The organism is Streptomyces sp. NPDC020192 (assembly GCF_044388685.1).
Lineage (GTDB): Bacteria > Actinomycetota > Actinomycetes > Streptomycetales > Streptomycetaceae > Streptomyces.
Genome location: NZ_JBIRXG010000003.1, coordinates 325884 through 350475 on the forward strand (window position 1 = coordinate 325884; position 24592 = coordinate 350475).

At 69.9% G+C, this 24592-nt stretch carries 23 protein-coding genes and 4 pseudogenes; 14 read left to right on the plus strand and 13 right to left on the minus strand.

Going from position 1 to position 24592, the window contains the following annotated elements:
- Positions 1-117 precede the first annotated feature (117 nt).
- Together ACH47Z_RS08565 and ACH47Z_RS08570 are read left to right on the plus strand one after the other, a co-directional pair.
- Positions 118-280 (plus strand): annotated as a pseudogene (locus ACH47Z_RS08565) (3-phosphoshikimate 1-carboxyvinyltransferase); the annotation flags it as partial.
- Positions 281-378: 98 nt separating this feature from the next.
- Positions 379-552: pseudogene (locus tag ACH47Z_RS08570) on the plus strand (3-phosphoshikimate 1-carboxyvinyltransferase); the annotation flags it as partial.
- Between the two features lie 2 nt (positions 553-554).
- Here the strand turns inward: ACH47Z_RS08570 and ACH47Z_RS08575 are convergent.
- Positions 555-1355 carry a sugar phosphate isomerase/epimerase family protein gene (locus ACH47Z_RS08575; protein WP_399072327.1) on the minus strand — a complete coding sequence of 267 codons (801 nt, stop codon included), beginning with the start codon at positions 1353-1355 and terminating at the stop codon, positions 555-557.
- 18 nt (positions 1356-1373) lie between these two features.
- Entirely contained in the window at positions 1374-2072 is a 699-nt protein-coding gene (locus ACH47Z_RS08580; RefSeq protein ID WP_399071956.1) for a GNAT family N-acetyltransferase, read from the minus strand.
- A 281-nt stretch (positions 2073-2353) separates the two neighbouring features.
- Here ACH47Z_RS08580 and ACH47Z_RS08585 point away from each other — a divergent pair, with 281 nt between their 5' ends.
- Both ACH47Z_RS08585 and ACH47Z_RS08590 read left to right on the plus strand, forming a co-directional pair.
- Positions 2354-2638 carry a hypothetical protein gene (locus ACH47Z_RS08585; RefSeq protein WP_399071958.1) on the plus strand — a complete coding sequence of 95 codons (285 nt, stop codon included), beginning with the start codon at positions 2354-2356 and terminating at the stop codon, positions 2636-2638.
- 126 nt (positions 2639-2764) lie between these two features.
- Positions 2765-4012, plus strand: a complete 1248-nt coding sequence (locus tag ACH47Z_RS08590; protein WP_399071960.1) for an FAD-dependent monooxygenase — start codon at positions 2765-2767, stop codon at positions 4010-4012.
- Between the two features lie 307 nt (positions 4013-4319).
- On the opposite strand, the gene ACH47Z_RS08595 is transcribed toward ACH47Z_RS08590, so the two are convergent.
- Positions 4320-5369, minus strand: coding sequence for a LacI family DNA-binding transcriptional regulator (locus ACH47Z_RS08595; protein WP_399071962.1), 1050 nt, complete (start codon positions 5367-5369; stop codon positions 4320-4322).
- A gap of 222 nt (positions 5370-5591) precedes the next feature.
- On the opposite strand from ACH47Z_RS08595, the gene ACH47Z_RS08600 reads away from it, so the two are divergent.
- The 5 genes from ACH47Z_RS08600 (at position 5592) to ACH47Z_RS08620 (ending at position 10971) form a co-directional block, all read left to right on the plus strand.
- Positions 5592-6743 (plus strand): Gfo/Idh/MocA family protein, encoded by a 1152-nt coding sequence (locus ACH47Z_RS08600; protein ID WP_399071963.1) that lies wholly within the window; start codon positions 5592-5594, stop codon positions 6741-6743.
- Positions 6740-7891, plus strand: coding sequence for a dihydrodipicolinate synthase family protein (locus ACH47Z_RS08605; RefSeq protein ID WP_399071965.1), 1152 nt, complete (start codon positions 6740-6742; stop codon positions 7889-7891). The genes ACH47Z_RS08600 and ACH47Z_RS08605 overlap by 4 nt, the downstream gene beginning before the upstream one ends.
- The gene (locus ACH47Z_RS08610) at positions 7888-8721 is read left to right on the plus strand and encodes a sugar phosphate isomerase/epimerase family protein (RefSeq protein ID WP_399071967.1); all 834 of its coding nucleotides are present in this window, start codon (positions 7888-7890) and stop codon (positions 8719-8721) included. The genes ACH47Z_RS08605 and ACH47Z_RS08610 overlap by 4 nt, the downstream gene beginning before the upstream one ends.
- Positions 8722-8812: 91 nt before the next feature.
- Positions 8813-10213 carry an AAA family ATPase gene (locus ACH47Z_RS08615; RefSeq protein WP_399071969.1) on the plus strand — a complete coding sequence of 467 codons (1401 nt, stop codon included), beginning with the start codon at positions 8813-8815 and terminating at the stop codon, positions 10211-10213.
- Positions 10210-10971 carry an HNH endonuclease gene (locus ACH47Z_RS08620; RefSeq protein ID WP_399071971.1) on the plus strand — a complete coding sequence of 254 codons (762 nt, stop codon included), beginning with the start codon at positions 10210-10212 and terminating at the stop codon, positions 10969-10971. Before ACH47Z_RS08615 ends, ACH47Z_RS08620 begins: the two co-directional genes overlap by 4 nt.
- On the opposite strand, the gene ACH47Z_RS08625 is transcribed toward ACH47Z_RS08620, so the two are convergent.
- Both ACH47Z_RS08625 and ACH47Z_RS08630 read right to left on the minus strand, forming a co-directional pair.
- On the minus strand, positions 10961-11170 hold the full coding sequence (locus tag ACH47Z_RS08625; RefSeq protein ID WP_399071973.1) for a DUF397 domain-containing protein: 210 nt from the start codon (positions 11168-11170) through the stop codon (positions 10961-10963). The two genes, ACH47Z_RS08620 and ACH47Z_RS08625, sit on opposite strands and share 11 nt — an antisense overlap.
- A pseudogene (locus ACH47Z_RS08630) lies at positions 11157-11820 on the minus strand (Scr1 family TA system antitoxin-like transcriptional regulator). Before ACH47Z_RS08630 ends, ACH47Z_RS08625 begins: the two are co-directional and overlap by 14 nt.
- Before the next feature lie 220 nt (positions 11821-12040).
- Here ACH47Z_RS08630 and ACH47Z_RS08635 point away from each other — a divergent pair.
- Positions 12041-12385: a hypothetical protein gene (locus ACH47Z_RS08635; protein ID WP_399071974.1), complete on the plus strand. Its 345-nt coding sequence runs from the start codon at positions 12041-12043 to the stop codon at positions 12383-12385.
- Positions 12386-12398: 13 nt separating this feature from the next.
- Positions 12399-13661, plus strand: a complete 1263-nt coding sequence (locus tag ACH47Z_RS08640; RefSeq protein ID WP_399071976.1) for a vanadium-dependent haloperoxidase — start codon at positions 12399-12401, stop codon at positions 13659-13661.
- 181 nt (positions 13662-13842) lie between these two features.
- Here ACH47Z_RS08640 and ACH47Z_RS08645 read toward each other — a convergent pair.
- The 8 genes and pseudogenes from ACH47Z_RS08645 to ACH47Z_RS08680 form a co-directional block, all read right to left on the minus strand.
- Positions 13843-14999, minus strand: a pseudogene (locus tag ACH47Z_RS08645) (IS200/IS605 family accessory protein TnpB-related protein); the annotation flags it as partial.
- A 148-nt stretch (positions 15000-15147) separates the two neighbouring features.
- Positions 15148-15528, minus strand: a complete 381-nt coding sequence (gene rbsD, locus ACH47Z_RS08650) for a D-ribose pyranase (protein WP_399071978.1) — start codon at positions 15526-15528, stop codon at positions 15148-15150.
- The gene (locus tag ACH47Z_RS08655; RefSeq protein WP_399071980.1) at positions 15525-16427 is read right to left on the minus strand and encodes a ribokinase; all 903 of its coding nucleotides are present in this window, start codon (positions 16425-16427) and stop codon (positions 15525-15527) included. Before ACH47Z_RS08655 ends, rbsD begins: the two co-directional genes overlap by 4 nt.
- Positions 16428-16542: 115 nt before the next feature.
- Positions 16543-18504 (minus strand): substrate-binding domain-containing protein, encoded by a 1962-nt coding sequence (locus ACH47Z_RS08660; RefSeq protein WP_399071982.1) that lies wholly within the window; start codon positions 18502-18504, stop codon positions 16543-16545.
- The gene (locus ACH47Z_RS08665; RefSeq protein ID WP_399071984.1) at positions 18494-20023 is read right to left on the minus strand and encodes a sugar ABC transporter ATP-binding protein; all 1530 of its coding nucleotides are present in this window, start codon (positions 20021-20023) and stop codon (positions 18494-18496) included. Before ACH47Z_RS08665 ends, ACH47Z_RS08660 begins: the two co-directional genes overlap by 11 nt.
- On the minus strand, positions 20020-21072 hold the full coding sequence (locus ACH47Z_RS08670) for a LacI family DNA-binding transcriptional regulator (RefSeq protein ID WP_399071986.1): 1053 nt from the start codon (positions 21070-21072) through the stop codon (positions 20020-20022). The genes ACH47Z_RS08665 and ACH47Z_RS08670 overlap by 4 nt, the downstream gene beginning before the upstream one ends.
- A 325-nt stretch (positions 21073-21397) precedes the next feature.
- Positions 21398-22270, minus strand: coding sequence for a hypothetical protein (locus ACH47Z_RS08675; protein ID WP_399072330.1), 873 nt, complete (start codon positions 22268-22270; stop codon positions 21398-21400).
- A gap of 7 nt (positions 22271-22277) precedes the next feature.
- On the minus strand, positions 22278-22682 hold the full coding sequence (locus ACH47Z_RS08680) for an ATP-binding protein (protein WP_399071988.1): 405 nt from the start codon (positions 22680-22682) through the stop codon (positions 22278-22280).
- Positions 22683-22856: 174 nt separating this feature from the next.
- On the opposite strand from ACH47Z_RS08680, the gene ACH47Z_RS08685 reads away from it, so the two are divergent.
- The 3 genes from ACH47Z_RS08685 (at position 22857) to ACH47Z_RS08695 (ending at position 24572) form a co-directional block, all read left to right on the plus strand.
- Positions 22857-23690 (plus strand): helix-turn-helix domain-containing protein, encoded by an 834-nt coding sequence (locus tag ACH47Z_RS08685; protein WP_399071989.1) that lies wholly within the window; start codon positions 22857-22859, stop codon positions 23688-23690.
- A gap of 6 nt (positions 23691-23696) precedes the next feature.
- Positions 23697-23897, plus strand: coding sequence for a DUF397 domain-containing protein (locus ACH47Z_RS08690; protein WP_399071991.1), 201 nt, complete (start codon positions 23697-23699; stop codon positions 23895-23897).
- Positions 23898-23993: 96 nt separating this feature from the next.
- Positions 23994-24572, plus strand: coding sequence for a hypothetical protein (locus ACH47Z_RS08695; protein ID WP_399071994.1), 579 nt, complete (start codon positions 23994-23996; stop codon positions 24570-24572).
- Positions 24573-24592 lie beyond the last annotated feature (20 nt).

Below are 24592 nucleotides of genomic sequence, written 5' to 3' on the forward strand. Positions count from 1 at the left end.
CGTCCGGCAACCTGGCCGTTGGACGGGCCGGGGTCCGGGTCGGTTCCCGCCCCCCCTGGCATCCCAGCTCATGAACATCGCGTCCCGGCATGCGGTCGCACGGCCATCATGGTGGCCATGCCCGCAGTCGACATCCCCGGATCCAAGTCCATCACCGCCCGCGCCCTCTTCCTCGCGGCCGCCGCCGACGGCGTCAGCACCCTCGTCCGGCCCCTGCGCTCCGACGACACCGAGGGCTTCGCCGAGGGCCTCACCCGGCTCGGCTTACCGGGTGGGTCGCAGGGGGTCTCTTCTGGATCCTGTCGGCGACGTGGGCCCCGGCACGCACTCCCCCAGAGGGGGGTACCCCCAGCGGCGGGCCGGATCGAGATCCAGCCCGGTGTCCCGCTGCCGAACGTCGGGATCACGTCCTACGGCGACCACCGCATCGTGATGTCCTTCGCGGTGACCGCCCTGCGTGCACCGGGCCTGACGTACGACGACCCCGGCTGCGTACGGAAGACCTTCCCGGGCTTCCACGAGGCGTTCGCGGAGCTGAGCGGGGTCGGCTGAACCTACGCGGCCTCGTCGAGCAACCTCAGCAGATGCTCCCTCCCCCCGCTCAGCAACTCCGGAAGCGGCGCAGCAGCCTCGTACCACCGCTTCTCGTACTCCCAGCACAGCCACCCGTCCCAGCCGTGCCGGCACAGGACGTCCACGCACTCGGTGAGCGGAAGCACCCCCGAGCCCAGCGGCAGCGGGGTGGTGTCATCGGCCGAGGCGATGTCCTTGACCTGCACGTATCCCAGATGCGGGGCGAGCGCGGCGTACGTCTCCGAGGGCTGTTCGCCGCCCAGCCAGGTGTGCATCACGTCCCACAGCGCGCCGACGTGGCCGTGTCCGACCGGTCCCAGGACGCGGATCGCATCGGCGCCGGTGCGGTGCGAGTCATGGGTCTCCAGCAGGACGTGTACGCCGAGCGCGGCGGCGTCCTCGGCGACCGTGCCGAGCCGCCGGGCGGCGAGCGCGTCGGACTCGGCGGTGGGTACGGACGGGTCGGCGCCGGGGAAGACGCGGACGAAGGACGCGCCCACGTCGTGGGCCAGGCCGAGGAGTTGGCGAACCTCGTCGACGACCGGCGTGTCCTCGCCGGGCGCCGCGATCCGCGCATACCCGGCGACGCCCAGGACTTCGACCCCTGCCGCCTTGAACTCGGCGGCCACGTCCGCCCGTTGGGCCTCCGTGAGACCCGGATGCACCGGCTCCTCCGGATGTGCCCGCAGCTCGACGCCGTGGTAGCCGTGCGCGGTCGCGAGCGCCAGTACGTCCGGCACCGGCAGACCGGGAACCCCGAGGGTGGAGAAGGCTAGCTTCATGGTCACGGACCCTACTCGTCACTCGCCCGATCGGTGCAGATCCAGGCGCCAGTCCTGGCCGATCAGGTCCTTGCCGAAGGAGCGGTGCGGTTTCTCCGCGGTGAGCACGAAACCGTGCCGCTGGTAGAGGCGCCGGGCGGCGCCGAGCACGTCGTTCGTCCACAGCACCAGGTCCCGGTAGCCGACCCCGCGCGCGAAGTCCACGACGGCGCCGACCAGCCGGTCCCCGATGCCGAGCCCCCGCGCCTGCGGCTCGACCAGCAGCAGCCGCAGCCGTGCGGTGCCCGGGGCGTCGTCCCGTACGCACATCACGCACCCCACGGGCCGCTCGGCCGCCTCGGCGATCCAGACCCGCTCCAGATGGGGATCGTGATCCTCGGCGAAGTCGGCCACGATCCGGGCCACCAGCCCCTCGTAGTCGGTGTTCCAGCCGTGCTCGGCGGCGTACAGGGCGGCATTGCGCTGCACGATCCACCCGAGGTCGCCGGGCCGGGGCTCGCGCAGTACGACGTCGGCGGCGGCCCGTCCGCGCGCGGTGAGCGCCACGTGCGCCCCGGGGGCCCGCTCGACCAGTCCGGCCGCCGCGAGTGCGTCGAGTGTCCGGCTCAAGTGCGTGGCGTCCAGCCCGAGTTGGGTCCACAGCCCGGCCTCGTCGCTGTCCGTGGAACGCGCGAGTTCGTACAGTACTCGGCACTCGATGATGTCCTGGACGGTCATGGCGGGGCCCCGATGGTTGAAAGACTCAACTACGCTGATTTCCTTTATCAGTTATCTACTTACCCCCGGCCGCCTGCTTTTGACTTCCCCGCCCTCTCATCGTAGGTTTAACACGAACGTCACTTATGTCCGTTTGGCACCGGAAGTGACGGATCCGCCGCAGACCGCCCTCGCGGGCGGCGGACCCCGCTCGGAGCTGCGCGCAGGCTCTGGAGCGCTCGAGGACGGCCCCGTTCGCGGCCGCCGAAAGAAACCCACATCCTCGGAGAGGGGCACACATCATGCGCGCGCACACCACCCGTATCAAGAGAGTGGCTATCGCTGTCTGCTCGGCTCCCATCCTGGCACTCGCGGCCGGAGCTGGAGCCGCCAGCGCCGCCACCACCGCTGCTCCGACCAACGTCGTCGCGCACGACCACGGCGGCTGGGGCTGGGGCGACGAAGGCGGCTGGGGCTGGGGAGACCACGGCGGCTGGGGTTGGGGAGACCACGGCGGCGGCTGGGGTTGGGGAGACAGCGGCGGCTGGGGCTGGGGCGACGGCGGCGGCTGGGGTTGGGGCGACTGACCACCAGGCCTGACGTGACACCCCCTGACGACAACGAAGGGTGGATCCGGGTGCCCGACCCCATGGGCACCCGGATTCCTGTGCAATCCGCACGAGCAATCCCATGGCTGTGAAGGCGGTGACCGGATGAGGATCGTCTGCGTGGGCGGAGGCCCGGCCGGGCTGTACTTCTCGATCTCGGCGAAGCTGCGGGACGCCGGGCACGAGATCACGGTGATCGAACGCGACCCGCCCGAGGCCACCTATGGCTGGGGCGTCGTGTACTGGAACGACCTGCTGGACATCCTGCACGGCAACGACCCCGAGAGCGCACGGGCGGTGAGCGCCGGTTCCGTGCTCTGGGAGGGGCAGGAGATCCACCTGCACGGCAGCCGGCACGACGGTACGGCGTACTTCGGGGGCTACGGCTACAGCATGGGCCGCGCCGCCCTGCTGGACGCGCTGACCCGGCGGGCGAAGTCCCTCGGCGTGGACGTACGGCACGGAGAGCGTCTGGCCGACCCCGCCGAGCTGCCCGACGCCGACCTGATCGTGGCCGCCGACGGCGCCGGCAGCCGGATCCGGCAGAGCCGCGCCGGGCACTTCGGTACGAAGATCGAGACCGGCTGCAACCCCTACATCTGGCTCGGCACGGACCGGCAGTTCGACAGCTTCGTCTTCTGCTTCGAGGAGACCGAGGCCGGCTGGATCTGGTTCCACGCCTACCCGTCGATCAAGGGGATCAGCACCTGCATCGTGGAGTGCTCCCCGGAGACCTGGCAGGGCCTGGGCCTGGACGCGATGGAGCCCGAGGAGGCCGTCCCGCTGCTGGAGAAGATCTTCCACCGGGCGCTCGACGGCCACTCCCTGATGAGCCGGTCGCGCGGCGCACCGGCACAGTGGCAGCACTTCACGCACATCAGCAACAAGACGTGGGTCGACTCCACCGACGGCAGGCCCGTCGTCCTGGCCGGCGACGCCGCGCACACCACCCACTTCACCCTCGGATCCGGCACCCGGCTCGCGATGATCGACGCGATCGTGCTGGCCCACAGCCTCGCGCAGTACCCCGACCCACGGCTGGCGCTGCGCGCGTACGACGAGCACCGCCGCGCGGAACTCCACCCGATCCAGGCCGGCGCCCGCTCCAGCATGGCCTGGTTCGAGCAGCTGGACGACTACCTGGACCGCGACCCGGTCTCCTTCGCCTACGCCATGTCGGTCCGCACGGGCAAACAGTCCCCCTGGCGCTACCAGGTCCACCTCGCCACCCAGATCAAAACCCTGCGCAAGGCCCGCCTGGCCTACGACATGGGCCGCCGCTGGTACCAGGACAGAAGAAGGGGAGAGGCACCGCTGCCGTTGCTGGGGCGGTCCCTTCCTGACCGGGAGTAGGCGGGGGCTGGGTGGGTCACTTCTCGGCCGAGAATAAACGGGCGCCGGGCCGGTCACTTCTCGGCCGGGAGTGAACGGGCGCGGGGTGGGTCACTTCCTGGCCGACAGGTAAACGGCTGGCAGGTGACCCACTTCGCGGCTGACAGCAAGGTGACCCACTTCGCGGCTGACAGCAAACGGTGGCGGTGGCCCACTTCCCGGCCGACATTGAACCGGCGCCGGGCCGGTCACTTCTCGACCGACAGTAAACGGGTGGCGGGTGGGCATAGGCCGGGGGTCTGGGGGCGGAGCCCCCAGGGGCGGTCGCTCAAGCCCGGGGCACGCCGGAAGACCCCCGAACCATCAGCTCCCCCCGAACCGCGGCGACACCCCCCGGCGGCGGCTCCTCCCGCCCCATGGCAATACGCCCAGCACGCGCCCCCGCCTCCGCCAACGGCAACCGCACCGTCGTCAGCGAAGGCACCGCGTCCACACTGAACGGCAGATCATCGAACCCGGCAACGGAAACATCCTCAGGAATCCGCAACCCCGCCTCCCGCAACGCCGCACACGCCCCCAGCGCGACGGAGTCGTTCGCGGCGACGATCGCCGTAAGAGCAGGCTCCCGGCGCAACAACTCCAGCGTGGCCTCGTACCCGGACCGGCGGTCGTAGCGGCCGTACACCGTCCAGCGCGGATCCTCCTCGATCCCCGCCGAGGCCAGCGCGGCGCGATGTCCCTCCAGCCGATGCCGGGTCGTGGTCCGCTCCTCGGGGCCCGCGATATAGCCGAGCCGGCGATGCCCGAGACCGATCAGATGCTCGGTCAGCCGGTGCGCGCCCCCACGGTTGTCGAAGGTGAGCGCGACGGCGTCGGTGTCGGCCACCGGCGGCCGTCCGCACAGCACCACCCGGGTCCCGGCCTCCGCCAGCTTGCGCAGCTTCGCCGTGACCGCCGCCGCGTGCGGGACGTTCTCCACCGCGCCACCGGTCAGCACGACGGCCGCCGCCCGCTGCCGCTGGAGCAGCGTCAGATACGTCAGCTCCCGCTCGGGTGACCCCCCGGTGTTGCAGACGACGGCCAGCCGCTCACCGCCCGCCCGGCCGCCGCCCGTGCCCCCGATCTCGGCCTGGATCGCGGACGCCATGATCCCGAAGAAGGGGTCGGCGATGTCGTTCACCAGGATCCCGACCAGGTCGGAGGTGGCGGCGGCCAGCGCGCTCGCCGGCCCGTTGAGGACGTAGTCCAGCTCGTCCACCGCCCGCAGTACCCGCTCGCGCGTGGAGGCGGCGACGGGGTAGTTGCCGTTCAGTACGCGCGACACCGTCGCGGGGGAGACCTGGGCGCGGGCCGCCACATCCGCCAGGGTCACCGTCATGTCGTCGTCCTCCGGTCGCGCTTCGTGTCGTACGCCCTCGTAGACAGCCAGGTCGTGCCGCTGGTTCCGAGAAACCGTCGAGCAGACCTTAAAGCCATGGACCCCGGATGTTCGCCCCCTCGAACAACTCGAAGGGGCAACGGTCTTGTACAGACCACTGTTCAGAGGCTAGCTTCTCAAGAGATAGAAAGCGCTTGCTGTACCCGTATGGAAGGGACTGACGTGACACGCAAGACGGTGCGTATCGCCATGAACGGCGTGACCGGACGCATGGGCTACCGCCAGCACCTCGTCCGGTCGATCCTCGCCCTGCGTGACCAGGGCGGTCTCGACCTGGGCGACGGCACCGTGCTGTGGCCGGAGCCGATCCTGCTGGGCCGCCGCGAACACGCGCTGCGGGAGATCGCCGAACGCCACGGCCTGGAGCACGTCTCGACGGACGTGGACGCGGTCCTCGCCGATCCGTCGGTGGACATCTACTTCGACTCCCAGGTCACCTCGGCCCGCGAGGAGTCGATCAAGAAGGCGATCGCGGCCGGAAAGCACATCTACACCGAGAAGCCCACCGCCGCCGGGCTGGAGGGCGCCCTGGACCTGGCCCGTCTCGCGCACGCGAAGGGCATCAAGCACGGCGTCGTCCAGGACAAGATCTTCCTGCCGGGCCTGCTGAAGCTGAAGCGGCTCATCGACGGCGGCTTCTTCGGCCGGATCCTGTCGGTCCGGGGCGAGTTCGGCTACTGGGTCTTCGAGGGCGACTGGCAGCCGGCCCAGCGCCCCTCCTGGAACTACCGCGCCGAGGACGGCGGCGGCATCGTCGTCGACATGTTCCCGCACTGGGAGTACGTCCTGCACGAGCTGTTCGGCCGTGTGACCTCCGTCCAGGCCCTCGCCACCACCCACATCCCGCAGCGCTGGGACGAGGGCGGCAAGCCCTACGACGCGACGGCGGACGACGCGGCCTACGGCATCTTCGAGCTGGAGGGCGGCGCCGTCGCCCAGATCAACTCCTCCTGGACGGTCCGGGTCAACCGCGACGAGCTGGTGGAGTTCCAGGTCGACGGAACCGAGGGCTCGGCGGTCGCGGGCCTCAGGAACTGCCGGGCGCAGCACAGGTCGGCGACTCCCAAGCCGGTCTGGAACCCGGACATCCCCGCCACCGAGGTCTTCCGCGACCAGTGGCAGGAAGTGCCGGACAACGGCGACTTCGACAACGGCTTCAAGGCCCAGTGGGAGCTGTTCCTCAAGCACGTCTACGCCGACGCGCCGTACCACTGGGACCTGCTGGCCGGCGCCCGTGGCGTACAACTCGCCGAACTGGGCCTGAAGTCCTCCGCCGAGGGCCGCCGCCTCGAGGTGCCGGAGATCTCGCTGTGACCATCCAACTCCCGTCGGCGGACGGCACGTTGCAGACGTACGAGCCGCGCACCGAACCCCTCCTGTTCTCGTCTGGCACCCCCTTCAGCTCCCGTACGGTCTTCTCGGCGGCCCACGTCGTCGCGGACCCCTACGCGGACGTGTCCCCCGACTCACCGGCCGCTGTCGACTGGGACGCCACCCTCGCCTTCCGCCGCCATCTGTGGTCCCACGGGCTCGGTGTCGCCGAGGCGATGGACACCGCCCAGCGCGGCATGGGCCTGGACTGGGCGGGCGCGGCCGAACTGATCCGCAGGTCGGCGGCGGAGGCCAGGGCCGTCGGCGGCCGTATCGCCTGCGGAGTCGGCACCGACCAGATCACCGGCGGCACCCTGGCCGAGATCCGCGCGGCCTACGAGGAGCAGCTGGCGGTCGTGGAGGAGGCCGGCGCACAGGCCATCCTGATGGCGTCGCGCGCGCTCGCCGCCACGGCGAAGGGCCCCGAGGACTACCTGGAGGTCTACGGCCACCTCCTGCGCCAGTCCGCCGAGCCGGTGATCCTGCACTGGCTGGGCCCCATGTTCGACCCGGCGCTGGAGGGCTACTGGGGCTCGGCCGACCTCGACGCGGCGACGGAGGTGTTCCTGGAGGTCATCGCCGCGCACCCGGACAAGGTGGACGGCATCAAGGTCTCCCTCCTGGACGCCCAGCGCGAGATCGACCTGCGCCGTCGCCTCCCGAAGGGCGTCCGCTGCTACACCGGCGACGACTTCAACTACCCCGAGCTGATCGCGGGCGACGACCAGGGCTTCAGCCACGCCCTGCTGGGCATCTTCGACCCGCTGGGCCCGCTGGCGGCGCAGGCGGTACGACTCCTGGACACGGGCGACGTGACCGGCTTCCGAGCCCTGCTGGACCCGACGGTCGACCTCTCCCGCCACCTCTTCCAGACCCCGACCCGCTTCTACAAGACGGGCGTGGTCTTCCTGGCCTGGCTCGCGGGCCACCAGTCGCACTTCACGATGGTCGGCGGCCTCCAGTCCGCCCGCTCCCTCCCGCACCTGGCCCGCGCCTACGAACTCGCCGACGGCCTGGGCCTGTTCCCGGACCCGAAGCTGGCGGAGGAGCGGATGAAGAACCTGCTGTCGCTGTACGGGGTGGACCGATGACCGATCTCTCGCGGTTCAGCATCAACCAGATGACGGTGAAGCAGCTGTCCCTGCCGGAACTGGCCGATGCCTGCGGCCAGTTGGGCGTGAGCCAGGTGGGCCTGTGGCGCGAACCGGTCCAGGCGTACGGCGTGGAGGCGACGGCCAAGCTCATCCGTGAGGCAGGCCTGACGGTGACGACCCTGTGCCGGGGTGGCTTCTTCACGGCGATCGACCCGGAGGCCCGCACGGCGGCGCTGGCCGACAACCGGCGCGCCATCGAGGAGGCGGCGACCCTCGGCACCGACACCCTGGTCCTGGTCTCCGGCGGCCTCCCCGCCGGCAGCAAGGACCTGCGGGCGGCCCGCGAACGCATCGCCGACGCCCTGGCCGAACTCGGGCCGTACGCCGAGCAGCACGGTGTCCGCCTGGCCATCGAGCCCCTGCACCCCATGTACGCCTCGGACCGCTGCGTGGTCTCCACCCTGGCCCAGGCCCTGGACATCGCCGAGCGTTTCCCGGCGCACCAGGTCGGGGTGACGGTGGACACGTACCACATCTGGTGGGACGACCAGGCCCCCGCCCAGATCGCACGGGCAGGCGCGGGCGGCCGCATTCACACCTTCCAACTGGCCGACTGGACCACCCCGTTGCCCGAGGGCGTCCTCAACGGCCGGGGCCAGATCGGCGACGGCGCGATCGACATGCGGGAGTGGCGGGGCTACGTGGAGGCGGCCGGCTACACGGGCCCGATCGAGGTCGAGCTGTTCAACGACGCGCTGTGGGCCCGGGACGGGCGAGAGGTGCTGGCGGAGACGGCGGAGCGGTTCGTGGAGCACATGGCGGACTGAAGGATCCGCGGCCTGCCCGCTTCCCGCGCTGACGGGCAGGCCACGGCCCTAAGATCGGGTGCGACACCCGAATGAACGGACGCCGACGCCCATGTACGTCAGCCGGATCATCGTGAAGGACATCAAGTCCTTTTACGGCCCCCGCGCAGTTGACCTCACCCTGACCCGCCCCGACGGCAGTCACGCCGGGTGGACGGTGCTCGCCGGGCGCAACGGCTCGGGCAAGACGACGCTGCTGCGGGCCATGGCGCTGGCGCTCAGTGGGCCGGGGGTGGCCCGCAGCCTGGTGCCGGTGTTCGAGAACTGGGTGACCGAACAGAGCACGGCGGGTGAGGTCGAGGTCGAGATCAGCCGGGACGCGCAGCACGACCGGTTCTCGCAGGGCCGCCCGCCCGCCGGTGCCTTCTGGGCCGGGCTTCGCTGGAAGACGCCCCGCGACGGCTCGGCAGGCAGGGTTCCGATCCGCCGGGGCGTCCTGTCCGGGCTCGACGAGATCAGGTACACCAAGGCGCAGACGAGCATCGCCCGCCGTGGTCCGTGGGCGGACAATCCCGCCGGCTGGTTCTCCGCGGCCTACGGGCCGTTCCGGCGGATGGCCGGTGGCTCGGGCGAGGTGCAACGGCTGATGCTGGCGTCAGGGCCCGTGGCCAGGCACACGAGCCTCTTCCACGAGGACGCCTCACTCGCCGAGGGGGTTACCTGGCTGATCGAGCAGCATCTGCGTGCGCTGGAAGGCAGAGGGGGCGCCCGGGGACTGAAGACGTTCGCACTGGCGCTGCTCGGAGACGGACTGCTGCCGGACGGGTACCGGATCGACGACGTCGACTCCGAGGGTTTGTGGGTCGAGCGGCACGACAGCCGCTTCCCACTGCGGGAGATGAGCGACGGGTTCCGTACGGTGGCGGCGCTTGTCGTCGACATTCTCAAGCAGCTGCACGACGTGTTCGGCGACGACCTGTGGGAGTCCGGTCCCTGGGAAGCCAGAGGCAAGTCGATCGCGCTGATGACGCCCGGGGTCGTCATCATCGACGAGATCGACGCCCATCTGCACGTCTCCTGGCAGCGCCGGATCGGCCCCTGGCTGACCGCCCACTTCCCCCGCATCCAGTTCATCGTCACCACCCACAGCCCCTACATCTGCCAGGCCGCCGACCCCGGCGGCCTGATCCGGCTGCCGGGCGTGGACGAGGCGCGCCCGCCCGAGGTCATCGACCAGGATCTGTACGACCGGGTGGTGTACGGCAGCGGCGACGACGCGGTTCTCTCCGACCTCTTCGGTCTCGACACGCCCTACTCCGAGCGGGCCGAGCAGGTGAGGGCCGAGTTCGTGCAGCTGGAGGCGGAGATCTACGACGGGGCCTCGTCACGGGAGTCGCTCGCCCGCTACCGGGAACTCAAGGAGCGGCTTGCCAGCTCGCCGTCGGCCCGTGTGGACGAGGTGGGCGCGCACCTCCGACGGATCGCGGAGGAGATCAAGGACGAAGCGGAGTGATCCGGCTTCGGCGTGCCGTCCTGTCGGCGGACACAGCGGAACGACTGAGGGACTACACCGACGACATCCGGCAGCGGGCCACGGAGCAGGAACGCAAGGACAGGGCGAAGGAACTCTGGTCGAATCGCCGACAGGTCCGCCCCGCACTCCGCGCGGGGCTCGCGGAGATGGCTCCCGGCCGCGAACGCTGTATGTACTGCGGTGACGGCCAGGGCACGGACATTGACCACTTCGAGCCGAAGAGCCTCGCTCCGCTGCGTACCTTCGACTGGCTCAACCATCTGCTGGCCTGCTCGTTCTGCAACAGCAACCAGAAACGGAACCTCTTCCCCACCGCGGCCGACGGCAGCCCCCTGCTCGTCGACCCGACGGCCGAGGACCCGTTGGACCACCTACGGCTGGTGCTCCCGCTCGGAACGTACCGAGGGCTGACCGACCGGGGGCGGGCCTGTATCGACGTGTTCGGCCTCAACAAAAGAGCGGTCCTGGTCAAGGGACGCACGGACGCCTATGCGACGGCCAGGCACTCCATCGAGCTGTGGCGCATAGCCATGGACAAGGGGCAACGTGACAAGGCGACGGAGATCGTCCGTGTCTCCTGGAACCGCCCCCTGGTCGATGTCCTGGTCGCCATGTTCCACCAGTCCGGCCATCCGGCGGCCGATGCCCTGTTCGCGGGGGAGGAGGAGGTCCTCGACCTCCTCCGCGATTCCGAACTGCGGACCGCGTTTCTGCACTTCCGGGGTGTCAGCTACTGATACGCCCGTCCCGCACGGCCCCGACGAACGCGGCCCAGCCGCCCGCCGAGAAGACCAGCGCTGGGCCGGTGGACCCCGCCTTGCTGTTGCGGACGGGTACGACGGCGTGGCCGCAGGCGATCTCCACGCAGTCGTCGTTGGCGCCACTGCTGTAGCTGGACTTGTACCAGCCTGTGAAGGCGTGTTCATTGCTCGCCATGTGCGTGATCCTCCGCTGCCGCTCTGACGACGGCAAGTGACTCCTGCTGCGACAACGCGTCGCTCAAGGCCAGAGCGTAGGCGGTCTGGCTGGCACTCACCAGCGCCGGATCGTCCATCAAGTTGCCGGTGAGAAAGCCTTCGACGTAGGCCACGGGTGCGGATTCATCGAAGCTCATGAGCGTGAGATAGCTCTGTAGGAGAGCGTGCGCTCCGACACCGTACGGAAGCACACGAAGCCGCAGCCTCCCTGCCTCGCCCATGTCCGCGACCTTGTGCAGCTGCGCGGCCATGACCTGGGAGCCGCCGACTCGGCGCCGCAGTACCGACTCGTCGAGCAGCGTCCAGATGACCGGCTGCGCGGGGCCGTCGAGGAGCCGGCCTCGCTTTGTTCGGTTGACGAGGAACTAGATCAACGTGGCCTGTTGCTCAAGCTCCGCAGAACCCGTCCGTTTTCAGTGCCTGGTCGATTCGCCGCGCGTCATCGGGCTTGGGCAGCCGCCTCCCCGCCTCGTAATGGCTGATCAGCGTAGGCGAGCACACCACCCGGTTGCCCAGTTCCTCCTGTGTGAGCCCGGCCGCGATCCGCCGCAGCCTCAGCTCCTCCCCGTACTTCTCACGCGGCGTGCGCGGCCTGCCGTCAACGCTCATCCGCCAACTCCCATTCCTGACAAAGGCGCTGTCGAGCCCTTGCTCCGGCTCCTCCTGCCCGCCCGAGGCCGACGGCGCCGTAGGCCGGTCGTACCGCTCGTGTCCCCGTACTCGTGCCCGTACGTCGGCCGCTCGACGATGTACCGCAAACACGAAGCCCCCTGCGCGGCGAGGACAGCCCGCTCGTCCGCCTCTACCTCGACCTCGTGGAGACCTACGTATGAGCGGGCGCCTGCTTCCCTGGGCCGGTGCGGACGGCAAGCCCTGCTACCTTGTGGGGGACGGCGCAGGATACGTCTCCCGACTCGCGGACCAGATCGAGAGCGTGCAGCTGGGTATGGCGGACGGTCTGCTGGACCACGCGGCCGAACTCCTCGCCGAGCAGAGGCTGACCAGCGCGGAACTGCGCTATCTGGCCCGGCGGCTCAGTGAGTCCCTGACGGATGTCAAGCGGATCGCGGAGAGCAGGGGGCGCACGGCTTGGCCGGGCGGACCACGATGCTGGGGTTGCGGCGCGGATCGGGTCCCCGCAGGCTGGATCCGGCGAGCGACCTTGATGACGTGAAGAGGTGATCGGGTTGCGGAAGACACTCGCCGTACTGACCGGAATCGCGCTGGCAGCCGGACTCACCAGCCCCGCTTTCGGAGCCGGAGCCGCCCCCTCGCCCACGGCGTCGGCCACGGCCTCGGGGACCTCGGTCGTGGAATGGAACCGTGAGCTCATCACCATCCTCAGCGATCCGAAGGCGCAGCCGGCCACCGTCCATCCCACGCGGGGTTTCGCGCTCCTCCAGGCCGCCGAGTACGACGCGGTGGTGTCGATCACCCGGACCGGCCCCGCGTACCTGTTCTCGGTGTCGGCGCCGCGAGGCGCTCGTGCGGACGCCGCGGCGGACCAGGCGGCCCACGATGTGCTGGTCGCCCTGTACCCGGCCAAGCGCGCAGGCGTGGACCAGCGGCTGAGCAGCCAGTTGTCCGCGATTCCGGCCGGCCCGGGCAAGCAGGCGGGCATGGCTGTGGGGACCGCGGTCGCCCGCCGGCTGATCAGCCTGCGGTCGGATGACGGGTCCTCGGCGAAGCCGCCGCCGTTCCGCCCCGGCGACAAGCCCGGTGACTACCGGCCCACCCCTCCCGACTTCCCGGCACCGGTGTTCATCAACTGGGGCTCGGTCAAGCCGTTCGTGCTGACCAGCGGACGCCAGTTCCGCCCGGCAGCACCGCCGGCCGTGAGCAGCGGCGCGTACGCCACCACCTTGAACGAGGTCAAGAGCCTGGGAAGCAAGACCAGTACCACCCGCACCGCCGATCAGACCGCGGCCGCGACGTTCTGGTCGGCGGCGCCCGTCTGGAACGTCTGGAACCAGATCGCGCAGAACCTGGTCACCTCCCAGAACACGAGCCTGGAGCAGACGGTGAAGGTCTTCGCCCGGCTCGACCTCTCCCTCGCCGACACCACCATCGCGACGTACGACGCCAAGTACACCTACCGCGTGTGGCGGCCCGTGACCGCCATCCGGCTCGGCGGTACGCACTACAACCCGCGCATCGTCGGCGACCCCAACTGGACCCCCCTGCTGAAGACCGCCCCGGATCCGTCCTACCCCAGCGCTCACGCCGCCCTCAGCCAGGCGGCGGCAACGACGCTCGCCGAGTTCTACGGTGCGCGGCACCGGCTCACGGTGACGTCGAAGGGCATCACCCGCACCTTCGCCGGCTTCCAGGACGCCGCCACCGAAGCGTGGCTCAGCCGGATCTGGGCCGGCCAGCACACCTCTCTCGACAACCGCGCGGGACAGCAACTCGGCACGCAGGTGGCGGGCTTCGTGGCAGGCCGGCTCTGACCGTCCGCCGGGCGGTTGTTCAGCTAGGGCCATGGAACGGGCGAGTTGGCCGCTCTGCCGCTGTACCTGACAGCGCGGCGCAACAATCCGCCTCTGGTCGATCTCGTCGTGGGCGCATGCCGCCACGTCAGCTTCGAGCCCGTACCCAGCCCGGCGCACAGCTCGCTGCAGGACACCGTTCCTAGAGACTGAGCGGGAGTGAGTCCTGTTGCCAGAACTCATGCTCAGCCGGACGCCCCGAACGGTGTTGGGCGTCCTGGTCCACCGCGTTCGTTCCGCATCCGGCGCGCACGGATCCTGTCCGTGGTCCGGGAATGCGGGGGCGGCCCGCGGCCGGAGGCCGCTGATGGACAGCGCCTCACGCCCCGGGAAACCCCATTCGGCCTGGACGGTCCGATGCCCGCACCCATCGCTCTGGTGGGTGCGGGGCGGTGCCGTCCGTCGCCGGATCGGGTGTCCCAGGGCGCGCCTGCCGATGGCCACGGCGGCCGCGTCGTGGCGAGTGGTCTTGCGGTTCTTGCTGGTGAGGGGTTTCTGCCAGTGTTGGGCGCCCCACTTGCTGGTGTAGGCGGGGTCGACGGCGATGACGGGGATGCCGAGTTCGGCTGCCATGCTGACGAGCCGGGCCCGGAGTCTGCTGACGGGAATGCCGGAGATCAGCTTGCGGAAGCGTTTGCGGCGGCCGTGCTTCTCGCGGGTCTTCTCGGCGCTGAAGTCGAGGTCCTCGACCGCGATCGACAGCCCATGGCGCTTGGCCCAGTGCAGCAGGCGAATCAGCGCGTGGCGGACCTGGGCGTCGCGATGGTTCGCGGTGCCGGTCAGGCCGTAGCCGAACCGGAGGGGTTCGCCGATGGGGTTGCCGTGCCGGTCCAGGTGCCAGGCGGCGGTGGGGGTCCCCCCGCGCGAGCGAAGCCGAGCGTGGGGGAGGTCGGCGTTGGTGTCGACGCCGACCAGCCCGTGCGCGCGGGCCGCCGCCAGCGGCACGGTCTTGACCGGCGGGATCGTCCAGGACGCGGTCAGGTACCAGCGCCCGCGCGCCGTGTCCTCGTGGATGCGGTAGGCGACCGCCCGGTTCGCGGCGACGCGGTCGGCCCACTGCTCACCCCGATGTTTGAACGACACCTTCGCGGCCAGCACGTACCGGCCGTGCGGGGCGTTCGCCAGGTGCGCCAAAGGGGCGGGCAGCTTGAGCGAGACTTCGCCGTCCGGTGTGACGCGGATGGTCTCGTTGCCGTACCGCTTGCCGGACTCGCCGTCCGCCTGGAGGAAGCGGCGCTCGGCCTGCCACCGCACACGCCACTCGGCTTCGGTGAGATGAGCGGCCTGGAGGTTGTGGCGGCAGGACCGGCAGGCCCTACCACGAGCACAACATCGGCGTCTTCACCGTCCGCGCCGGAAAGATCACCGGCATGCGCGAGTACGCCGACACCCAGCACTGGGAGCGCGCACTCGTCGCCCCGGACCCGGTCCGCTGGAAGAACACCCGCTAGAAGAACACCCCGCACCGCAGCAGCACATTGGCGTACGGCCGGGCCTCCCCGGTGCGGACCACCAGCCGGGCGCCCGCCGAGAGTTCCTTCAGCCGCTCGTGCGGGACCAGCTCCAGGTCCCGGAAGTGGCCGTCCAGCAAGGTCCGGTTGGGTCCGCGCAGTTCCTGCGCCGCCGTGGCGCCCTCCACCACCAGCTCGGCCAGCAGCCCGTCCAGCACCTCGGCGAACGACGGCACCCCGGCCCGGAACGCCAGGTCCACCACGCGCGGCCCGGCCGGGATCGGCATACCGGCGTCACACACCAGCACCCCGTCCCCGTGGCCCAACTCGGCCAGTGCACCGGCCAGATGACGGTTGAGGATTCCTGCCTTCTTCACAGGGCCTCGGCCTCCTCCGCCGTCGGGTACGACTCCTGCGCGCCCCGCCTGGTCACCGCGGCCGCGCCGACCCGGGCCGCGTACCCCGCCGCCTCGGCCAGATCCGCACCCGACCCCAGCTTCCAGCCCAGGGCGGCGGTGAAGGCGTCGCCCGCCCCCGTCGTGTCCACCGCGTCCACCTTCACGGACGCCACCCGTGTCACCCCGGACGCGTCGCACACCAGCGCACCCTCGGCCCCCAGGGTCACGACCACCGAGCGCGGGCCCTTGGCCAGCAGCAGCTTCGCCCAGTCCTCGGGCTCCTCGCTGACGCACGCGTCGCCGAGGATGACCCGGGCCTCGTGCTCGTTGACGATCAGCGGGTCGCAGGCCGCCAGCACCTCCGTGGGCAGGGGCCGGGGCGGCGACGGGTTCAGGACGAAACGGCTGTCCGGGGACAGGTTCCGTACGACCTCCACGACCGTCTCCAGCGGGATCTCCAGCTGTGCCGACACCACCCGGGAGGCGTGGAACAGGCTGCCCGCCGCGCGGACGTCCCCCGGGGTGAGCCGGGCGTTGGCGCCCGGGGACACCACGATGCTGTTGTCCCCTTCAGGGTCGACGGTGATCAGCGCCACGCCCGTCGGCGCCCCGCCCACCAGCACGCCGACCGTGTCGACGCCCGCCGAGCGCAGGGAGTCGAGGAGCAGCCGGCCGTGGCCGTCGTCGCCGACCCGCGCCAGCAGCGCCGTACCCGCACCGAGCCGGGCGGCGGCGACCGCCTGGTTGGCGCCCTTGCCGCCCGGGTGGACGGCCAGGTCACCGCCGAGCACCGTCTCGCCTGCGGCCGGCCGCCGCTCGACATCGATCACCAGGTCGGCGTTGGCCGACCCCACGACCAACAGGTCGTAGTCGTACATCAGTTGACTCCCTCTGCTCCCCGTGACTCCCCTGAGACGACCCGGGGCGGACGGCCGCCACCCCGAGCTCCCGATGTGCCCATGGTGTACGGCCGCCCGCCCGAGCCGTGCTCCGTCAGCCGCTGAAACCGGCCACGTTGTCCTTCGTGACCACCTTCACCGGCACCTTCACCGTCGACTCGACCTTCTTGCCCTGCACGGCCTTCAGCGCGTTGTCCACGGCGATCCTTCCCAGCTGGCTCGGCTGCTGGGCGACCGACGCGTACAGCGTGCCGTCCTTCACCGCCGTCAGCCCGTCCGGGGTGCCGTCGAAGCCCACGACCTGGACCGACGTGCCGGCCTTGGAGCCGAGCGCCTTGATCGCGCCGAGGGCCATCTCGTCGTTGGCGGCGATGACGCCCTGCACGTCCGGGTGGGCCTGGAGCAGGTTCGACATCACGTCGAGGCCCTTGGTGCGGTCGAAGTCGGCGGGCTGCTGGGCCACCACCTGGATGCCCGGGTAGGCCTTCAGGCCGTTCGCGAATCCCTGCGCCCGCTCCCGGGCCGCCGACGTACCCGCCTGGCCCTGGAGGATCACGATCTTGCCCTTGCCGCCGAGCTTCTCGGCGACCGTCCTGGCCGCCAGCTCACCGCCGGCCACGTTGTCGGAGGCCACCAGGGCGTTCACGTCCGCCTTGTTGACGCCCCGGTCGACGGCGACGACCGGGATCTTCGCCTTGTCGGCGGCCTTGACCGAGTTGCTCGCCGCGTCCGAGTCCACCGGGTTGACGATGATCGCGCCCAGGCTCGAACTGGTGAAGTTCTGCAGCTGGTTGGCCTGCTGGGAGGCGTCGTTCTGGGCGTCGGTGACGGTCAGGTCCACGCCCAGCTTCTTCGCCTCGGCCTGGGCACCGGCCCGGATCTGCACGAAGAAGGGGTTGTTGAGGGTGGACAGCGACAGACCCATGCGCGGGGTCGTGGAGGACGACGAGCCGGTGTGCAGGAAGGAGGTCCCGCCGACGATCGCCACGGTCACGACGGCCGCGAGGGCGTACGTCGCCGCCTGCTTGCCCTTGCCGCCCGGAGCACCGCCGGTCGCCACCGGAGTCGCCCCGGCCTTGCGGCGCACCGTGTCCAGCAGCACCGCCAGCGCGATGACGACACCGATCACGACCTGCTGCCAGAACGCCGACACCGACAGGAGGTTGAGGCCGTTGCGGAGCACCGCCAGGATCAGCGCGCCGATCAGCGTGCCGGACGCCTTGCCGGTGCCGCCCGCGAGCGAGGCACCACCGATGACGACCGCCGCGATCGCGTCCAGCTCGTAGCCGGAGGCGGCCTGCGGCTGCGCCGAGGAGAGCCGGGAGGCCAGCACGATGCCGGCGACGGCCGCGAACAGTCCGGACAGGGCGTAGATCGCGAGCTTCTGCTTCGACACGCGCAGACCGGAGAGCCGGGCGGCCTCCTCGTTGCCGCCGATGGCGTACATCGAACGGCCGATGTACGTCCGCCCGAGGACGACGGCGGCGATGACCCCCATGACGGCCATGACCAGCACGGGCACCGGCAGCCAGCCGCCGAGCGTGTCACCGAGGTGCGAGACGGAGTCGGGGAAGGGGATCGGCGAGCCCTGCGAGAGGACGAGGGCCAGACCACGGCCCACGGACAGCATCGCCAGCGTCGCGATGAACGGCGGCAGCTTGCCGTACGCGATGAGGAAACCGTTCACCAGCCCGGCCACGACACCGGTGCCGAGGCCGAGGAGCACGGCGACCGGCACCGGCACCCCGTGCTGTGTCGCGCTCCAGGCCAGCACGGTCGCCGAGAGCGCGGCCACGGATCCGACCGACAGATCGATACCGGCCGAGACGATCACGAAGGTCACACCGAAGGCGAGGACCGCCGTCACGGCGGCCTGGACGCCGATGTTGAGCAGGTTGTCGGTCGTCAGGAAGTCGCCGGACAGCGCCGACAGGGCGATGACCAGGACGATCAGCGCGGTGAGCGCGCCGTTGTCGAGGAGCAGCCGGCGCAGGCCGCCGGGGCCGCCGGGGGCGCCGGTCGCGCCCGTCGTGCTCGTGAGCGTGTCAGTGGCCACGGCTGGCCTCCTTCTGGGTCTTCTCGGTGGTGGGGGTGGAGACGGCGAGGGACATGACGGCGTCCTGGGTGGCCTCGTCGGCCGTCAGCTCACCGGCGATCCGGCCCTGGGCCATGACCAGTACCCGGTCGCTCATGCCGAGCACCTCCGGCAGATCGCTGGAGATCATGAGGACGGCGGCCCCGGCGGCGGTCAGTTCGTTGATCAGCTGGTAGATCTCGACCTTGGCGCCGACGTCGATCCCGCGCGTCGGCTCGTCGAGGATCAGCACCTTGGTGTCGGCCAGCAGCCACTTGCCGATGACGACCTTCTGCTGGTTGCCGCCGGACAGGGTCCGTACGTGCTGCCCGAGACCCGCCATGCGCACCCCCAGCTGCCGGGCGATCCGCTCGGCGGCGACGTGCTGCGACTTGCGGTCGACGAGCCCGCCCCGGGTGGCGGCGCGCATGGTGACGAGCCCGAGGTTCTCCTCGACGGAGGCGTCCAGGACGAGCCCCTGCCCCTTGCGGTCCTCGGGCACGAGCCCGATCCCGGCGGCCATGGCGGCGTTCACGTCATGCCGCTTGAGCTGGGCGCCGGAGACCCTGACGGCCCCGCCGTCGTAGGGATCGGCCCCGAACACGGCCCGCACGACCTCGGTCCGCCCGGCGCCCACGAGCCCGGCGATCCCGACGACCTCCCCGGCGTGCACCTCGAAGCTCACGTCATGGAACACCCCGTCCCGGGTGAGCCCCTCGACGGACAGCAACGCGGCACCGCGGTCCGGCCGCTCACGCGGATACTGCTGCTCGATGGACCGCCCGACCATGAGCCGTACGAGCTCGTCCTCCGGGATGGAGGCAGGCACCTGCCCGACACTCCTGCCGTCCCGGATGACGGTGACCCGGTCCCCCAGGGCGGCGATCTCCTCGAGGTGATGGGTGATGAAGACGATCCCGACACCGTCCTCGCGCAGCGAGCGCACGATGGCGAAGAGCTTCTCCACCTCCTCCGAGGTGAGTACGGCCGTCGGCTCGTCCATGATGAGCACGCGCGCGTCCAGGCTGAGCGCCTTGGCGATCTCGACCATCTGCAGCCGGGCGATACCGAGTTCGCGTACACGCGCGCGTGGCGACACATTGACGCCCACGCGCGCGAGGAGGGCTTCGGCGTCGGCCTCCATCCGCTTCCGGTCGATCATCCCGAAGCGCCGGGGCTGCCGCCCGAGGAAGATGTTCTCGGCGACGGTCAGATCGGGAACGAGGTTGAACTCCTGGTAGATGGTGGCGATTCCGAGCCGCTCGGCGTCCTGTGCGCCATGGATGCGCACTTCCTGGCCGTCGACGCGGATCCGGCCGGCATCGGGCGTGTAGGCCCCGGAGAGCATCTTGATGAGCGTGCTCTTGCCGGCGCCGTTCTCACCGAGCAGCACATGGACCTCGCCCCGGCGCAGATCGAAGTCGACGCCGTCGAGCGCGACCACGCCGGGGAAGGTCTTGCGTATGCCCTCGATGCGCAGCAACTCGTCCGGGTTGCTCACGACGTGCTCCTTTGCACTGGGGAGGGGGACTGCGTGGGGGATGGGACTGGAGTGGTGGCCGGCTCACCGCACGAGCGGCGCACGACGAGCCGGGCGGGCAGGGTGACGGACCGGGGGGTCCGCCCCTCGATGCGGTCGACCAGGGCCCGTACGGCGGCCCGCCCCAGCTCACCGGTCGGCTGGGCGATCGCGGTGACGGGCGGATCGGTGTGCACGAACCACGGGATGTCGTCGAACGCGGCCAGCGCGATGTCGTCCGGCACGCGCAGCCCACGCGCGCGTACGGCGTCCAGGGCACCGAGTGCCATGAGGTTGTCGGTGGCGAAGACGACGTCCGGCGGCTCGGGAAGATCCAGGAACCCCTCGGTGACCCGCCGCCCGCTCTCGGCCTGGAAGTCGCCCTGGCCTATGTAGGCGTCGGGGAGCGCAAGCCCGTACTCGGCCAGCACGGCCCTGAAGACCTCGACGCGCTCACTGCCGGTCGTGGTGGCGGCGGGCCCGGCGATGATGGCGAGCCGACGGTGCCCGAGGGAGTGCAGATGGGTGACGAGATCCCGTACGGCGGCCCGCCCGTCGGCCCGTACGACGGGCACGTCCACGCCCGGGATCCACCGGTCGACGAACACCATGGGCGTCCCGGAGCGGGCGGCGTCGAGCATGAGCGGCGACCCCCCGTCGGTGGGGGAGACGAGCAGCCCGTCGATCCGCCGGTCCAGCAGATTCCGCACGTGGTGATCCTGGATCTCGGGCTGCTCGTCGGCGTTCCCGATGATCACGCTGTACCCGAGCGCCCGGGCCTCCTCCTCGACGGAGCGGGCCAGCTCGGTGAAGTAGGGGTTCAGCACGTCGCTGATGACGAGCCCGAGGGTGCGGGTCTGGTCGGTCCGCAGGGAGCGGGCGACGACGTTGGGCCGGTACCCCAGCTCCTCGACGGCGGCCAGCACACGCGTGCGTGCGTCCGCGCTGACCGACGGGTGTGCGTTCAGGACACGCGACACCGTGGCCACGGACACCCCGGCCGAGGCGGCGACATCCTTGATACTCGCCAACGCCGGCTCACCTCCTTGTGAGACTCCCTGGTGGAACGGACGGCTGTGTAACCGTGGAGTCGTGTAATCGATTCCATGCCGTGCCGTAAGAAGGATTGGAAACGATTACATGGCGAGATGCAAGAGGTTGAAGGTTGTCCGAAACCTAATCGTGACCGGGGTGGGGGAACGGAGGTACGGCCTTCTCGCGGGTGGACGTCGGCTGTGAGGGTGCCGTGGGACCGCCCGCTTCTCGGCGAGTGTCGTGCTTCCGCGAGGAGCGCCCTTGAGGCGGGCCGTGGAGGCACGACACTGAGAGGAAGCGAGCGGCCCAACGGCCACTTGCTCACTCCGCGTCGAACAGCTCCGCCGCGTCCGTGGCGTGTACGGCTCGCTGGGCCCAGACCTCGAGCTGGTCGAGGTCCGTGCAGGCCATCACTCGCTCACGGACTGAGTCGGGGACCGGGATGCCGCGCCATTCGAGGATGCGGAGCGTCATCTCCTGGCGATCTTGAACCCGGCCCTCCTCCCGCACCTGCTCGGCAAGCGGGTGCCGCCAGAAGTACTGGATCGCCGTCATGAGATCCCTCCACATCTGCTTCGCCTGGGGGTCGGCCAGGCACGAGTCGACGAACTGCACGAAGACTGCGGCACTGTCGGGGTCGATGGTCCGCAGGGCGGCGGCCAGCGACTCCAGTATGGCCGGAGCCTGGGGTCCGCGCCCGTGTGTCATGGCCGAGAGCACCGCAAGGGGCACGTCAAGTGCAGCTTGTTTCTCGTCCGCGATCACCGGGACGTTGTCCGGGCCGAGTACGAGCGGCCGTACCGTCAGGGACTCCCAGCCCGGGAAGCCGAGCCGGATGGGACGCGAGGCCCACTTGGCCGTGTGGCTGCTCTGGGTGATGACGATGAGGACCGGCTCGCAGCGGTACTTCTCGTACAGGTAGGACAGGTAGTAGGGCCAGCTGTCCCGCTTCCGCTCGTCCACCTTCCCCTGTGACTCGACGACGAGCAGGTAGGTGCCCTCGTCCGTCTCCGCCCGCAACAGGGTGTCCACGCGGCGCTCGACCGGTTCGATCTCCGTGAGGTCCACGTTCAGCGCCACGATCTCCCTCGGTTCAGGGAAGGGCACGTGCAGGACGCGTTGTAACGCCTTCGTCAGCAGCGTCGGATCCTTCTGAAAGATCCGGTGCAGCGCCTCATGCGACGAGCCGACCATCAACGAGCTAGGCCGCCGCAAGTTCGCACCACACGTACTTCCCCCGACTGCCGAACCGTGCCGCCGGCTGCCACCCCCAGTACTCCGCGCACGCGATGACCAGGCCCAATCCCCGCCCTTCCTCCAGCTCGGCGACCTGCTCGAGCGGGCGTGGCGGGTCGGGTGGGGCAGGGTCGGTGTCCCAGGCGCCGATCCACACCATGCCCTCCGGGGAGCGGCGGACCCTGAGTGCGGCGGGTCCCTTGGTGTGTCGTACGGCGTTGGAGACCAGTTCCGTGGCGAGGAGTTCGGCGGTGTCGACGAGGCCGATGAGGTCGTGCAGGGTGAGGATCAGGCGCAGGGTGCGGCGGGCGATGGTGACGGCTCTGAGGTCGTTGGGGATCTGGAGGGTGTAGTCCCAGGTTTCGGGCATGCGTCATCAATTCCGGTGGGATGAAGGGTTTTTTGGGCGCAGGGTGGCAACGCCGCAGACGCGGTGCACTTCCGCTGCGTGTGCGGTACGTCACCGACGGTAGATCTAAATCTAGGGACGCAGCAAGCCGGTCGCGTAATCTGACGCCGATCGAGTTGTGAGGAGGGCCGGTCGATGGTGAAGAGGCGCGAACCAACGGCACGTCAGATGCGACTGGCAACCGAACTGCGCAGACTCCGTGAGGCTGCGGGTCTCAACTCCCGCCAGGCGGCGGCCCTGCTCGGTGTGGCCCCCGCCCAGATCACCCATATCGAGTCCGCCCTCGCGGGCGTGAGCGAGCAGCGACTCCGTCGCCTCGCCTCCCACTACGCCTGCACCGACGAGGAGTTCATCGACGCCCTGGTGGCGATGGCCGCCGACCGGACACACGGCTGGTGGGAGGAGTACCGGGGCTCGCTGCCCACGTCGTTCCTGGACCTGTCCGAGCTGGAGCACCATGCCCGGTTCCTGCGCCACGTGGCCATCCTGTACGTACCCGGCCTGCTGCAGACCGAGGACTACGCCCGTGCCGTCTTCTCGTCCAGGTTGCCCGAACTCACCCGTGAAGAACGTGAGTTGCGCATCCGGCACCGAAAGGCTCGACAGAAGATCACCGTCCCGTACGAAGCGGTGATCCATGAGGCGGCACTTCGCATCAGGGTCGGCGACCGAGCCACCTCAAAGGCCCAACTCGCCCGGCTCCTCGAGCTCTCCGAAGCGGACCATGTCACCATGCGCGTCATTCCCTTCGACCGGGACGGCTTTGCCGCCTCAAGTGCGATGACGTACGCGGGTGGCCCCCTGCCCAGGCTGGACACGGTGGTACGGGACGCGCCTCATGGCACAGTCCTCATCGACTCCGAGGCTCAGCTCAACATTTATCGAACGCGCTTCCGTATGGTGGAGGCCGTATCACTCGAACCGGATGAGTCCCGTGACTTCATTCACCGGCTGACAAAGGAGCTGTGAGGCCCCATGGACAACTGGCGGAAGTCTTCCTTCTCGGGCGAGGGCGACGGCAACGAGTGCGTGGAGATAGCCACCACCCCCACCCGCACCACCATCCGCGACTCCAAAGCCCCCACTCGCGCCACCCTCACCTTCCCCACCCCCACCTTCACCACCTTCCTCGAAGACCTGAAGCAGCAGCACTCCGTACATCCGCCCAACAGGTGAATTATCGAGAATTCACTTCATGGGTTCAGCTGAAGAGTATCCGAAGGCCTACGCTTGGCATTCCGGAGGAGGTCGGCATCGCGCAGAGGGACAGTCGTGGCCACGCACAACGGCTCCACGCCGAGCAAGCACAAGAACTCCCAGCGACGACCGATTCGCACGTTCTGGCTGACATCTGGCGCAGCAGCCCTGCTTGCTGCGATTATCGCGGGCATCTTCAGTCAGTGCTCCTCCAAAAACAGTCCCGGGCCGGCCATCACCGCCTCGTCACCAGCTCAGAGCATCGGCCCGGCAGGGCCCCAGGGCGCAACCATCAACCAGCTCTCGCTGTACAGCCAAACCTCGGCCGGCTGGGTCTTTTTCATCCAGACCGCCTTCAATGGCTTCCAGGGCAAGAATTGCATTATCGCCTGGTACACCGTTTACAACGACACGGGGCAACTTGCCGATTCAAGTGGTAGCGCCAACACCGGCACCTTGCTCTATGATTCGGACACGGTGACGGACTATGTCGCGGTGGCCGAGCCGAGTTACGGGTATCAACGCGCCTGGCACCCCGTTTTCTTCATCAAAAGTCCGGACGGCAGCGTTCTCGCGACAAGACCTTTCTTCGGGGATCCAACGCCAGGAATCGGGGTCGGACGGGAGGCCGCTTCGGCCGCGCCACCCCGCTGACGGGCATGCCGGATGACGTC

Excerpts from the sequence above, each read along its gene's own strand:
- ACH47Z_RS08585 (WP_399071958.1), top strand. The coding sequence starts at position 2,354 with ATGCGCGCGCACACCACCCGTATCAAGAGAGTGGCTATCGCTGTCTGC.
- ACH47Z_RS08610 (WP_399071967.1), top strand. The coding sequence starts at position 7,888 with ATGACCGATCTCTCGCGGTTCAGCATCAACCAGATGACGGTGAAGCAG.
- ACH47Z_RS08675 (WP_399072330.1), bottom strand. The coding sequence starts at position 22,270 with ATGGTCGGCTCGTCGCATGAGGCGCTGCACCGGATCTTTCAGAAGGAT.
- ACH47Z_RS08590 (WP_399071960.1), top strand. The coding sequence starts at position 2,765 with ATGAGGATCGTCTGCGTGGGCGGAGGCCCGGCCGGGCTGTACTTCTCG.
- ACH47Z_RS08655 (WP_399071980.1), bottom strand. The coding sequence starts at position 16,427 with ATGTACGACTACGACCTGTTGGTCGTGGGGTCGGCCAACGCCGACCTG.
- ACH47Z_RS08575 (WP_399072327.1), bottom strand. The coding sequence starts at position 1,355 with ATGAAGCTAGCCTTCTCCACCCTCGGGGTTCCCGGTCTGCCGGTGCCG.
- ACH47Z_RS08615 (WP_399071969.1), top strand. The coding sequence starts at position 8,813 with ATGTACGTCAGCCGGATCATCGTGAAGGACATCAAGTCCTTTTACGGC.
- ACH47Z_RS08625 (WP_399071973.1), bottom strand. The coding sequence starts at position 11,170 with ATGGCGAGCAATGAACACGCCTTCACAGGCTGGTACAAGTCCAGCTAC.
- ACH47Z_RS08685 (WP_399071989.1), top strand. The coding sequence starts at position 22,857 with ATGGTGAAGAGGCGCGAACCAACGGCACGTCAGATGCGACTGGCAACC.
- ACH47Z_RS08690 (WP_399071991.1), top strand. The coding sequence starts at position 23,697 with ATGGACAACTGGCGGAAGTCTTCCTTCTCGGGCGAGGGCGACGGCAAC.
- ACH47Z_RS08580 (WP_399071956.1), bottom strand. The coding sequence starts at position 2,072 with ATGACCGTCCAGGACATCATCGAGTGCCGAGTACTGTACGAACTCGCG.
- ACH47Z_RS08595 (WP_399071962.1), bottom strand. The coding sequence starts at position 5,369 with ATGACGGTGACCCTGGCGGATGTGGCGGCCCGCGCCCAGGTCTCCCCC.
- ACH47Z_RS08680 (WP_399071988.1), bottom strand. The coding sequence starts at position 22,682 with ATGCCCGAAACCTGGGACTACACCCTCCAGATCCCCAACGACCTCAGA.
- ACH47Z_RS08635 (WP_399071974.1), top strand. The coding sequence starts at position 12,041 with ATGAGCGGGCGCCTGCTTCCCTGGGCCGGTGCGGACGGCAAGCCCTGC.